Annotated in this window: 9 protein-coding genes and 1 pseudogene; all 10 read left to right on the top strand. The window is 69.3% G+C overall.

The window, feature by feature from the left end:
- Positions 1-40: 40 nt before the first annotated feature.
- The 10 genes and pseudogenes from BLR24_RS10035 (at position 41) to BLR24_RS30675 (ending at position 11884) form a co-directional block, all read left to right on the top strand.
- Positions 41-1135: an extracellular solute-binding protein gene (locus BLR24_RS10035; RefSeq protein WP_217636308.1), complete on the top strand. Its 1095-nt coding sequence runs from the start codon at positions 41-43 to the stop codon at positions 1133-1135.
- Between the two features lie 155 nt (positions 1136-1290).
- Complete coding sequence (locus BLR24_RS10030) at positions 1291-2310, top strand: LysR family transcriptional regulator (protein ID WP_093016393.1); 1020 nt, start codon at positions 1291-1293, stop codon at positions 2308-2310.
- 10 nt (positions 2311-2320) lie between these two features.
- The gene (locus tag BLR24_RS10025; RefSeq protein ID WP_093016391.1) at positions 2321-3844 is read left to right on the top strand and encodes a SidA/IucD/PvdA family monooxygenase; all 1524 of its coding nucleotides are present in this window, start codon (positions 2321-2323) and stop codon (positions 3842-3844) included.
- The gene (locus BLR24_RS10020; RefSeq protein ID WP_093016389.1) at positions 3841-4815 is read left to right on the top strand and encodes an ABC transporter permease; all 975 of its coding nucleotides are present in this window, start codon (positions 3841-3843) and stop codon (positions 4813-4815) included. Before BLR24_RS10025 ends, BLR24_RS10020 begins: the two co-directional genes overlap by 4 nt.
- Positions 4812-5711, top strand: coding sequence for an ABC transporter permease (locus BLR24_RS10015; RefSeq protein ID WP_093016387.1), 900 nt, complete (start codon positions 4812-4814; stop codon positions 5709-5711). The genes BLR24_RS10020 and BLR24_RS10015 overlap by 4 nt, the downstream gene beginning before the upstream one ends.
- Positions 5708-6697, top strand: a pseudogene (locus BLR24_RS31025) (ABC transporter ATP-binding protein); the annotation flags it as partial. The gene BLR24_RS10015 and the pseudogene BLR24_RS31025, both read left to right, overlap by 4 nt.
- A 75-nt stretch (positions 6698-6772) precedes the next feature.
- Complete coding sequence (locus BLR24_RS30895) at positions 6773-7783, top strand: ABC transporter ATP-binding protein (RefSeq protein ID WP_254787257.1); 1011 nt, start codon at positions 6773-6775, stop codon at positions 7781-7783.
- Positions 7784-7817: 34 nt separating this feature from the next.
- On the top strand, positions 7818-9383 hold the full coding sequence (locus tag BLR24_RS10005; protein ID WP_093016383.1) for an ABC transporter substrate-binding protein: 1566 nt from the start codon (positions 7818-7820) through the stop codon (positions 9381-9383).
- A gap of 10 nt (positions 9384-9393) precedes the next feature.
- The gene (locus BLR24_RS30680) at positions 9394-10710 is read left to right on the top strand and encodes an acyl-CoA thioesterase/bile acid-CoA:amino acid N-acyltransferase family protein (RefSeq protein ID WP_175543240.1); all 1317 of its coding nucleotides are present in this window, start codon (positions 9394-9396) and stop codon (positions 10708-10710) included.
- Positions 10703-11884 carry a CMD domain-containing protein gene (locus tag BLR24_RS30675; RefSeq protein WP_175543239.1) on the top strand — a complete coding sequence of 394 codons (1182 nt, stop codon included), beginning with the start codon at positions 10703-10705 and terminating at the stop codon, positions 11882-11884. Before BLR24_RS30680 ends, BLR24_RS30675 begins: the two co-directional genes overlap by 8 nt.
- Positions 11885-11948: the final 64 nt, after the last annotated feature.

Here is an 11948-nt window from a genome sequence, read left to right as displayed (position 1 = left end):
CTCCATTTCCTTTTGTCATCCGAAGAAAGAAAGCATCCGCATGAAGCAATCAAGTCCCCGCCCGATGCAGGCCCTGCTCGCCCTGGCGATCGCGCTCGGCAGCGCCTGCGGCGTCGGCCCGGCCTGGAGCCAGACCAAGGAAGTCGTCACGCAGGACCCGGGCGGCACCTACGGCGAGAACCTGCGCCGCCTGGTGTACGACCCCTTCACCAAGGAAACCGGCATCAAGGTGCTGACCGTGCAGGAGGCGCGCGGCGGCCCGCGCGTCAAGGCGCAGGTGGAAGCCAAGCGCACCGAGTGGGACCTCAGCTTCATCTTCGACCAGGAGGTGCGCCTGCTCGACGCCTACCTTGCCGAGATCGACTACAAGAAGCTCTCGCCCGAGGCGCAGAAGACCGTCGCGTCGCTGCCCAAGGGGGCCGTGCGGCCCAAGGGTGTGGCGCTGCAAGTCATCGGTGTGGCGCTGGTCTACAACAAGGAAGCATTCCCTTCGAAGAAGTACCCCAAGACCTGGGCCGACTTCTGGAACGTGAAGGACTTTCCGGGCAAGCGCTGCCTGCCGCAATGGTCGCGCTTCGTGTTCGAGTCGGCGCTGCTGGCCGACGGCGTGCCGGCCGACAAGATCTACCCGGTCGACTTCGACCGCGCGCTGCGCAAGATTGCGGAGATCAAGCCGCACGTGGTCAAGTGGTGGCTGACCAACTCGCAGGCGCCGCAACTGCTGCTCGACGGTGAAGCATCCGCCTGCCTGTCGTACACCGGCCCGGTGGCACGCCTGAAGAAGGAAGACGCCAACGCGCCGCTGGAGCTGACCTGGGACCAGGCCTTCACCTACTACGACTTTTTCTCGATCCCGAAGGACGCGCCGCACCACGACGCCGCGCTCCAGCTGCTGTCGTTCCGCCTGGACGCCGAGCGCGCCGCCCGCGTGGCCGAAGCCACCAGCGTCGCACTGCCATCGCCACGCGTGTACGCGGCGGCCGACCCCAAGCTGCGCGACTACTGGACCAACAGCCCTGATGTCGAGAAAAAGGCGATCAAGTGGAACGCCGACTTCTGGGGTGCGAAGGCACCGGACGGCACCACCAACGAGGAATACGCGCAGCAGAAGCTCAACCAGCTGCTGGCGCGCTGAGCGCCGCGTTGCTGCCTGACGGGGCCCCCGGAACGCCGAGATGGCTCTTGCCGATCACGTCGTGTTAGACGCCCTCTGCCTAAGCTTATGAAGAGGAAGTATTTGCCATTTGCATGATAAATGCCAGATGATCATGAAAATGGATACTAAAACCGATGGAACTGCGGCAGCTTGAGGCCTTCGCTGCCGTCATGTCGACCGGCAGCGTCACGGGCGCTGCGCGGTTGCTTTCGAGGTCGCAGCCGGCGGTTTCCCGCCTGGTACAGGAACTGGAAGCCGAGATCGGCTATGCGCTGTTCACCCGCCACGGCCCCCGCGTGACGCCCACCGAGCAGGGCTTCCTGCTCTATGAAGACGTCGACCGTGCGCTGGGCAGCCTCCAGCAGATTCACCTGCGCGCGGCCGAGATCGCGCGCGGCAATGCGCAGCCGCTGTTGCTGGCCGCGACCTCCGCGCTGGCGCTCGGACTGCTTCCGCAGGCACTGCGGCGCGTGGAGGCGCAGACCGGTGCCGTGCCCATCCAGCTGCGCAGCGCCTCGCCCGAACAGGTGGTGCATGCGGTGCTCAGTGGCGCGGTGCAGCTCGGCGCGAGCAGCCTGCCGCTGGAGCATCGGGGCCTCGAGGTGCACTGGATCGGCGAGATGCCGTGCGTGGCGGTGCTGCGGCATGACGACCCGCTCGCCGCGCACGAGGCGGTGCCACTGCAGGCGCTGGCGCAGCGCCGCCTGATCACCATGAGCAACCCCTTCCGCCTGCGCCACCGGCTCGATGCGACGCTGGCACGTGCCGGCCACAGCCCGGCGCGCAGGGAAGCGCTGATCGAGACCAACTCCTCGGTCAATGCGCAGGCGCTGGCGCGCGCCGGCCTGGGCGTGGCGGTGCTGGAACCACTGACCGCCTACGGTGCGCCGCTCGAAGGCCTGGCCGTTCGGCCGCTCGATACGAACATTCCCTTCGTCTTCGGCGTCGTCACGCCGCAGGCCAAGCCGATCACGCCGCCGGTGCGCGCGCTGATCGACGCGCTGCTGGCCGCCGCCAGCGCGCTGCCGCATTTCGTGCAGCACGACGCGTCGGCCCATGCCGCGCTGCTGCGCACCCTTTATGGCGATGACCGCGGCAATGACCATGACGATCAAAGCAGCGATGCCGCAGCCGGCGACGACAGTCCTTCCTGAGGCACCAGCGATGAACGCCCCCACCGAACCACCCGTCGCGGCCGCCCCTGTCGGCCTGGCCGCGCTCGAGGCGCGCCTGCGGCAAGACCTGTCGTGGCTCGGCCTGCCGGCCAGGCGCTGGGTGCCGCCGAACCCGGCGCAGGGCGATGCGCTGCTCGACGTCGCCATCGTCGGCGGCGGCATGGCGGGCCTGGCGCTGCTGGCCACGCTCACGCACCTGGGCCTGCACGCCCGCATCTACGACCGGTCGCCCGCCGGCTTCGAAGGCCCCTGGGCCACCACCGCGCGCATGGAGACGCTGCGCTCGCCCAAGGAGCTCACCGGCCCCGCGCTCGGCCTGCCGGCGCTGACCTTTCGCGCCTGGTTCGAGGCGCAATGGGGCCTTGCGGCCTGGGACGCGCTCGACAAGATTCCGCGCCTGCAGTGGGCCGAGTACCTGCGCTGGTACCGCCATGTGCTCGGTCTCGACGTGCGCAACGAACAGCAGGTGAGGACGGTGCTGCCCCGCACCGACGGTGTGGTGCAACTCGACCTGGCCGACCTTGCCGTCGAGGGCAAGCCGTACAGCGTGCAGGCGCGCCATGTGGTGCTCGCGACCGGCCGCGACGGCCTGGGCGGCGCCTGGGTACCCGATTGGGCGGCTTCGCTGCCGCGCGACCGCTGGGCCCATTCGTCCGAGTGCTGGGACGCCGCGAGCCTGTGCGGCAAGTGTGTCGCCGTGGTCGGCGGCGGCGCCTCGGCGATGGACGCCGCCGCGGCCGCGCTCGAGGCCGGTGCTGCGCGCGTCGACCTGCTGATCCGCCGCGCCGACCTGCCGCGCATCAACAAGGGCAAGGGCGCGGGCAACCCGGGCATGGTCCACGGTTTCTGGCAACTGCCGGACGAGTGGAAATGGCGCATGCGCCACTACATCAACGTACAGCAGGTTCCCCCGCCGCACGGCAGCACGCTGCGCGTGTCGCGCCATGCGAATGCGCACTTCCAGCTTGGCACGCCGGTACTGGGTGCCGCGCGGCGCGCCGACGGTGCGCTGCGCCTAGACACGGCCAAGGGCCCGCTGGCGGTGGATTTCATCGTGTTCAGCACGGGCTTTCGCACCGACTGGGCGCTGCGGCCCGAGTTCGCCGCCTTCGCGTCGCAGGTGCGCGTGTGGCAGGACCGCTTCACGCCGCCCGAAGGCACGACCGACAGCGAACTCGCGGAATCGCCGGACCTCGGGCCGTTGTTCGAGTTCCAGCCAAGGACGCCCGGCGCCTGCCCGGGCCTGGAGCGCGTGCACTGCTTCAACTACGCGGCCTCGCTCTCGCACGGCGCGGCGGCCGGCGACATTCCGCAGATCACCGACGGTGCCCAGCGCCTGGCGCGCGGCCTCGCGGCAAGTCTTCTGAGCGAGGACGCCAGGCGGCATTTCGACGCCATGCAGCGCTATGCCGAGCCCGAGCTCGACGGCGACGAATGGACGCCCTCGGCGCTGCCGCCTTACACCGAGTCCATCGAACATGACGCTGCGCCCGGCCGCGAGGTGAAGCCGTGACCGGCTGGCTGCTGCGCCGGCTGTTGCAGGCGCTGCTTGTGGTGGTGGCGATGACGCTGATCGTCTTCGTCGGCCTGCATGCCATCGGCAACCCGATCGACATCCTCATCGGCGAGGACATGAACCAGCAGGAGCGCCTGGCCGCCATCGCCCGGCTCGGACTCGACCAGCCGCTGTGGCGCCAGTACCTGGCCTTCGTCGATGGCGCGCTGCACGGCAGCCTGGGCCGCAGCTTCGTCTACCAGGAAGATGCGGTGCGTCTCATCCTGCAGCGCCTGCCCGCAACGATGGAGCTGGCCTTCGCGGCGTTGCTGATGGCCATCGTGGTGGGCGTGCCGCTGGGGCTGTTCGCGGGCATGAAGCCCGAGCATCCGGTGTCGCGCACGCTCATGGCGACCAGCATCGTCGGCTTCTCGCTGCCGGCCTTCTGGGTCGCGCTGATGCTGATCATGGTGTTCAGCGTGCAGCTCGGCTGGCTGCCCGCGAGCGGGCGAGGGGCCACGCGCGAGCTGTTCGGCGTGCAGTGGTCCTGGCTCACGCTCGACGGCTGGCAGCACCTGCTGCTGCCGGCGTTCAACCTCGCCCTCTTCAAGATCTCGCTGGTGCTGCGGCTCACGCGGGCCGGCGTGCGCGAGGTGCTGCCGCAGGACTACGTGAAATTCGCGCGCGCCAAGGGCCTCACGCCCACGCGCGTGGTGCTGATGCACGTGATGCGCAACACCATGATCCCGCTGGTCACGGTGCTGGGGCTGGAACTCGGCGCGACCATCGCCTATGCGGTGGTCACCGAGAGCATCTTCGCCTGGCCGGGGGCCGGCAAGCTGATCCTCGACAGCATCAACTCGCTCGATCGGCCCGTGGTGGTGGCCTACCTGATGGTGGTCGTCGTGATCTTCGTGACCTTGAACCTCATCGTCGACCTGCTCTACAAATTGCTCGACCCGCGCGTGCGGCTGGAGGGCGCGAAATGAGTGCAGTGAAAAGCTACGACGAGCGCTCGATCTGGTGGCGCGTGGCCGCCGATTTCCTGCATTCGCGCATCGCGATCGGCGGACTGGTGGTGCTCGGCATCGTGGTGCTCGCCGCGCTGCTCGCGCCGTGGATCACGCCGCAGAATCCTTACGACTTGCTGCAGCTCGACGTGCTCGACGCGCGCCTGCCGCCGGGCTCCCGCAGCAGCGAGGGTGGCTACATCTACTGGCTCGGCACCGACGGGCAGGGCAGGGACCTGTACTCGGCCATCGTCTACGGGCTGCGCATCAGCCTGACGGTGGGGGTGGGCTCTGCGCTGATCGCCGCGGTGATCGGCACGCTGGTCGGGCTGGTGGCCGCCTATGCGGGCGGCAAGGTCGACGCGCTGCTGATGCGGCTGGTCGACCTGCTGCTGTCCTTCCCGACCATCCTGATGGCGCTGATGATCCTGGCCTACGTCGGCAAGGGCGTGGGCAACGTGATGCTCACGCTGGTGCTGCTCGAATGGGCCTACTACGCGCGCACCGCGCGCGGCCAGGCGCTGGTCGAGGCGCGCCGTGAGTATGTGGACGCGGCGCAGGGGCAGGGCATTCCGCGCTGGCGCATCGTCACCGGCCACATCCTGCCGAACTGCCTGCCGCCGCTGCTGGTGATCGGCGCGTTGCAGATCGCGCGCGCCATCACGCTGGAGGCGACCCTGTCGTTCCTGGGGCTGGGCGTGCCGATCACCGAGCCATCGCTCGGGCTGCTGATCTCCAACGGCTACCAGTACCTGCTGTCCAACGAGTACTGGATCAGCTTCTTCCCCGGCGTTGCCTTGCTGGCCGCCATCGTCGCGATCAACCTGGTCGGTGACCAGCTGCGCGACGTGCTCAACCCGAGGCTGCAGAAATGAGCGCCGTTCCCGTCCAAGACCTCGAGGTGCCGACGCTCGAGGTGCGCAACTTGCAGACGCGCTTCCACACGCGCGCTGGCGTGCTGCCGGTGGTCGACGGCGTGTCCTTCACGCTGGGCCGCGGCAAGGTGCTGGGGCTGGTGGGCGAGTCGGGTTCGGGCAAGTCGGTCACGGGTTTCTCGATCATGGGTCTGGTCGATCCGCCGGGAAAGGTCGAGGGCGGGCAGGTGCTGTTCCAGGGTCGCGAACTCACGCAGTTGCCGGCGACCGAGCGGCGCGAGCTGCGGGGCAACCGCATCGCGATGATCTTCCAGGATCCGATGGCCACGCTCAACCCGGTGCTGCGGGTCGACACGCAGATGATCGAGGCGGTGAAGGCGCACAAGCGCGTCTCCACCGAAGAGGCGCGCCGCCATGCGCGCGACACGCTGGGGCGAATGGGCATTTCCAGCCCCGAGGAGCGGCTGCGCGCCTACCCGCACCAACTCTCGGGCGGCATGCGCCAGCGCGTGGCGATTGCCATTGCGATGCTGCACGGACCCGACCTGATCATTGCGGACGAGCCGACCACCGCGCTGGACGTCACGATCCAGGCGCAGATCCTCTCGGAAGTGCAGACGCTGGTGCGCGACACCGGCACCTCGCTGATCTGGATCAGCCACGACCTCTCGGTGGTGGCGAGCCTAGCCGACGAAATCGCCGTGATGTATGCCGGGCGCATCGTCGAGCACGGCACGGTGGCCGATGTGCTCGACCATCCGCAGCATCCATACACGCGGGGGCTGATCGACAGCCTGCCGAGCGCCAACGAACGCGGCGCGCGGCTGCGGCAGATACAGGGCATGACGCCGAGCCTGCTCGACATGCCGGCCGGCTGCGCCTTCGCGCCGCGCTGCCCGCATGCGGACGCGGCCTGCGAGAAGCGGCCCGAGATGTCGCGCCCGCGGCACGATGCGCCGTGGCACGAGGTGCGCTGCTTTCATCCGCAGCGCGACAAGCTCGCGCCCGCGGTGCCGGTCGCGCCGCGCGCCGCGGCGCGTACTCCCGCGCTGGAACACGATGTGCCGCTGATCGAACTGCGCCAAGTCGCGCAGCGCTTCGGCGCCACGCCGCCGCCCGGCGCGGTGGGCCGCACTCTGCGCAGCATCGGCCTGAGCAAGCCGCCGGTGGTCACGCACGCGGTCGACGGTGTCGACCTGTCGGCGCGTCCCGGCGAGGTGGTCGGCCTGGTCGGCGAATCGGGCTGCGGCAAGTCGACGCTGGGCCGCATCGCCGCGGGCCTGCTCGCGCCGACGGAGGGCGAAGTGATCGTCGGCGGCAAGCCGGTGGCGAGCTTGTCGGCCGAGGAGCAGCTCGCGGCGCGGCTGCGCATCCAGATGGTGTTCCAGGACCCGTATGCGAGCCTGAACCCGCGCCTGCGCGTCTCGCGCATCGTGGGCGAGGCCGCGCTGCTGCATGGTCTGACCGATGCAGCCGGGCAGGACGACTACGTGTGCGCCCAGCTGCGGCGCGCCGGACTCGACCCCGCGCTGCGCCATCGCTACCCGCACCAGTTCAGCGGCGGCCAGCGCCAGCGCATCGGCATCGCACGCGCGCTCGCGGTGCAGCCGTCGATGCTGGTGTGCGACGAGGCAGTGGCGGCGCTGGACGTGTCGATCCAGGCGCAGATCCTCAACCTCTTCATGGACCTGCGCGACCAGCTTGGGCTGGCCTATCTGTTCATCAGCCACGACCTCGGCGTGATCGAGCACCTGTGCGACCGCGTGGTCGTGATGTACCTGGGCCGCGTGGTGGAAAGCGCACCGGTGGCCGAGCTGTTCGCCCGGCCGGCCCATCCGTACACGCAGGCGCTGCTGGCCGAGATTCCGAGCATCGACGCGCGGCGCACCACTTTCAGCGCCATTCGCGGAGAGATTCCGAGCCCGATCGCGCCACCCTCGGGATGCCACTTTCATCCGCGATGTCCGCAGGCGATGCCGCGCTGCCGCACCGAGGTGCCGCAGCTGCGCGGCATCGCGATCCGGCATGCCACGGCCTGCCATCTGTACGAAACGACGTACGACACGAACTGACCTCTTGCTTCACTGTCTTCCTCCAAGGATCTTCATGAACCGCCTGCTTCCCATCGTTGCCGCCGCGCTGCTGGCCACCGGTGTCATCGCCTCCGCCCAGACGCTGTCCATCGGCTTTGCCGACCCGATCTCCTCGGTCGACCCCGAGCTCAACAACCATGCCGGCGACCGTTCGCTCGCACTGCACTTCTGGGACTCGATCATCAATTCGCGCGACGGCGGCAAGCTGGAGCCCGCCCTCGCATCGAGCTGGAAGGCGCTCGACGACAAGACCTGGGAATTCAAGCTGCGCACAGACATCAAGTGGCAGGACGGCACGCCTTTCACGGCGGAAGACATCGTGTTTGCCTTCCAGCGCGCGCGCAACGTGCCTGGCAGCGTGGCCTCGTACTCGGGCGCGCTGCGCACGGTCGAGTCGGCCACCGCCAAGGATGCGGCCACGCTGATCGTCAAGACCAACACGCCCAACCCGATGCTGCCGCTGGAGATCGCCTCGATCTACATCGTGAGCAAGCTTGTCGGCGAGAAGTCGAAGACCGAGGACTACAACGCGGGCCGCGCCGTGGTCGGCACCGGCCCCTACAAGTTCGTGTCGTACGTGCCGGGCGACCGCACGGTGTTCGAGCGCAACCCCGGCTACTACGGCCCGAAGCCGCTGTGGGAGAAGGTCAACTACCGCTTCATCAACAACGGCGCGGCACGCACGGCCGCACTGCTGGCCGGCGACGTGGACGTGATCGACAAGGTGGCCGTCACCGACGTGGAGAAGCTGCGCAAGGACCCGAAGGTCAGCGTGTACACGTACCCGGGCCTGCGGGTGCTGCTTCTGCAGCCGACCTTCAAGGCCGGCCCGAACGAGTTCATCACCGACAACGCGGGCAAGCCGCTCGAGAAGAACCCGCTGCTCGACGTGAGGGTGCGCCAGGCGCTGTCGCTCGCCATCAACCGCAAGGCCATCGTCGATCGCGTGCTGCAGGGCACGGTGACCGAGGCCAACCAGTGGATGCCCAAGGGCAGCTTCGGCTACAACCCCGACGTCAAGGACATCGCCTATAGCGCCGAGCAGGCGAAGAAGCTGCTGGCCGAGGCCGGTTTTCCGCAGGGCTTTCAGATTGCGATCCACGTGCCGGGCGACCGCTACCCGCAGGCACCCGAGACGGTGCAGGCCGTGGCGCAGTTCTGGAGCCGCATCGGCGTGAAGACCAGTGTCGAGGTGGTACCGTGGGCCGTGTACTCGGGCCGCGCGAACAAGAACGAATATGCGGTCAGCGTGATCGCCTGGGGCAACGGCACCGGCGAGGCCGGCTACGGCCTGCTGCAGACGCTGACCACACCCGACGCCAAGCGCGGACGGGGTTCCAACAACTGGGGCCGCTACAGCAACGAGTCGGTCGACAAGGCGCTGGACGCCGCCACCGTCGAGTTCGACGCCAGGCGCCGCGAAGCCGTCTTCCGCCATGCCGCCAAGCTGGTGACCGACGACGTGGGCCAGATTCCGCTCTACCACTACCAGAACATCTGGGCCGCGAAGAAGGGCCTGAAGGTCGTGCCGCTGCTGAGCGACCGCACGACGGCGATGCAGGTCACGCCCGTCAAGTGAGGGCGTGCACATGCTGAGCATCACGCCGGAAGACGCGCTGATCGACGTGCCGCGGCGCATCGCGGTAGACGGGCTGGCGCCGGGCGAGCAGATCGAGATCGTCAGTTACACCCTGCGCGGTGCGGGCGTGCCCTGGCGCGCATCGGCGCGTTTCGCGGCCGATGCGCAGGGCACCGTCGACCTGCAACGCGACGCGCCGCTCTCCGGCAGCTACGACGGCGTGTCGGCGATGGGCCTGGTCTGGTCGCAAGTGCCCGACACACCGGGTGCGCGCGAGCAGTTCGGCGCGGAGCCGGGCGCGGCGTTGCGCACCGACATCGCCGTGCGCCGCGCCGGCGATGCGAGCGAAGTCCATGGCGGCTTCGTGCAGCGCCTGGCGGGGAAGGACGTGACGCGCCGCGAGGTGCGCGAACAAGGCCTGGTCGGTACGCTCTACCTGCCTGCGGGACCGGGGCCGCATCCCGCTGTGATGATCCTCAACGGCTCCGGCGGCGGCATCAACGAGCCGCGCGCCGCGCTCTACGCCTCGCACGGCTATGCGGCCTTCGCGCTCGCCTATTTCAAGGCGCCGGGCCTGTCGGACTACATCTCGAACACCCGGCTCGAATACTTCGAGACGGCATTGGCCTGGCTGCACCGCACGGTGCGGCCGGCGCAGGGCTTCGTCGCGCTGAGCGGCCAGTCGCGCGGCGGCGAACTGGTGCTGCTGCTTGGCACGCTGTTTCCGGAATCGGTCTCGGCCGTGGTCGGCTACGTGCCCGGCGCCGTGGTGCACTGCGCGCAGAACGCCTGCGACCCGGCGCTCGGCCGCGAGGGCCCGGCCTGGATCTTCCGTGGGCGGCCGCTGCCGCATGTGTGGGAGCACAACCGCACGGCAACCTGGGCGCCCTGGGACGAAGGCCCGGAGCCGCGCCGCCATGCCGACGCGCTGCTGACCGCGCTGCAGGACCCCGAGGCAGTCGAGCGCGCGCGCATCCCGGTCGAGCAGATCCGCGGACCGGTGATGCTGCTGTCGGCGACCGATGACGGCTCCTGGCCGTCGAGTCTCTACAGCCGCATGGTGACCGAGCGCCTCGCGCAGTTCGCGCATCCGCATGTGGTGGCCCACCTCGATTTCGAGGGCGCGGGCCATTCGATCCTGTTCCCCTACGTGCCGACCACGCAGCTCGGCTATGCGCATCCAGTGTCGGGCCGGCGCAGCACCTCGGGCGGCTCGCCAGCGAACAACGCCCATGCGGACGAGGCTTCCTGGCAGGGCGTGTTGCGCTTCCTGCAGCAGGCCGTGGCCGCGCGCCCCGCATCTTCCGGAGACACAACCCATGACTGATTCGAAACTTTCCGCCGATCTGGTCGAAGCTTGCGTGCCGCTCGCCGCGGGCAGCGCCATCCATGCGGTGCGCCACCAGCGCGACAAGGTGGTGGCCGCCACGCAGGGCAGCTACGAGGCCCTGGTCGATCCGGCACTGTCGGGTCCGCCGCTGGTCGAGCGGCTGCTCGCGGCCCATGCCATCGCGCGCAGCGCGGGCAGCGTTGCGCTGCAGGCGCACTACCGCGCGCGGTTCGACGCGCTGGCGCCGCTGAGCGCGGCGCAGCAGGCAGCGGCCGATGGCGCTCCGGTCGAATCGCTCGGCACGGACCCGCGGCTGCAGGCCGTTCTAGCGTTCACGCGCACGCTGGCCGATCGTCCGGTCGAAGGCGACCGCGAGGCCTTGCTCAAGCTGCCGGCCGCCGGGCTGGCGACACCGGAGGTCGTGGCGCTGGCGCAGCTGATTGCGTTCGTGGCCTACCAGGTGCGCGTGATCGCGGGCCTGCAGGCGCTGGCCGCCCTCCGTGGCGACAGCGACGACAGCAGAGCGTCGGTCGTGGACGACCAGGCCGCGCCCTTCGTCCACCCGGCCAACCTGCCGCCGCCGGGCGAGCCGCTGCGCATCGACGGCTACACCAGCGAGACGCTGGGCTGGAAGGCCTGGCTGCCGGTGATCGACCTGACGCAGGCCTCGGCCGAGCAGGTGCGGGTGCTCGACAGCAGCCATCCGAAGGCACGCAGCTCCGACTACTACCTGCTGCTGGTGCACCAGCCGCGCATCCTGCAGGAGCGCGCCACGGTGTTCAACGCCATCATGTACGCGCCGGGCGGCCTGTCGCGCGCTGAGCGCGAGCTGACCAGCGCGGTGGTGTCGCGCGTCAACGGCTGTGTGTACTGCGCCTCGGTGCACGCGCAGCGCTTCGAGCAATTGGCGCGGCGCAACGACGTGATCGCGCAGGTCTTCACCGACCCGGAAACGGCGGGCACCACGGCACGCGAACGCGCCATCGTGCAGCTGTCGATCGCGCTCACGCGCGAGCCGGGCGGCTTCGGCGCGGAGCAACTGCATGCCGTGCGTGCCGCCGGCCTCACCCCGCTCGAGATCCTGGACGCCGTGCATGCGGTGGCGATCTTCGCGTGGGCCAACCGGCTGATGCTGAACCTGGGCGAGCCGGTGTTTCCTGCGCGCGGCTGAACGGACGCGGCAGCACCGCGATCGCGCGCGTGCATTCATCGAAAAGAATTCCGCAGGCTACGCG

The sequence above is a fragment of the Variovorax sp. OV700 genome, from assembly GCF_900099805.1.
GTDB lineage: Bacteria > Pseudomonadota > Gammaproteobacteria > Burkholderiales > Burkholderiaceae_C > Variovorax.
Note: the sequence above shows the minus strand (reverse complement) of the source record. Positions and strands in the feature narration are given on the sequence as shown.

Excerpts from the sequence above, each read along its gene's own strand:
- BLR24_RS10035 (WP_217636308.1), top strand. The coding sequence starts at position 41 with ATGAAGCAATCAAGTCCCCGCCCGATGCAGGCCCTGCTCGCCCTGGCG.
- BLR24_RS10030 (WP_093016393.1), top strand. The coding sequence starts at position 1,291 with ATGGAACTGCGGCAGCTTGAGGCCTTCGCTGCCGTCATGTCGACCGGC.
- BLR24_RS10025 (WP_093016391.1), top strand. The coding sequence starts at position 2,321 with ATGAACGCCCCCACCGAACCACCCGTCGCGGCCGCCCCTGTCGGCCTG.
- BLR24_RS10015 (WP_093016387.1), top strand. The coding sequence starts at position 4,812 with ATGAGTGCAGTGAAAAGCTACGACGAGCGCTCGATCTGGTGGCGCGTG.
- BLR24_RS10005 (WP_093016383.1), top strand. The coding sequence starts at position 7,818 with ATGAACCGCCTGCTTCCCATCGTTGCCGCCGCGCTGCTGGCCACCGGT.
- BLR24_RS30680 (WP_175543240.1), top strand. The coding sequence starts at position 9,394 with ATGCTGAGCATCACGCCGGAAGACGCGCTGATCGACGTGCCGCGGCGC.
- BLR24_RS30675 (WP_175543239.1), top strand. The coding sequence starts at position 10,703 with ATGACTGATTCGAAACTTTCCGCCGATCTGGTCGAAGCTTGCGTGCCG.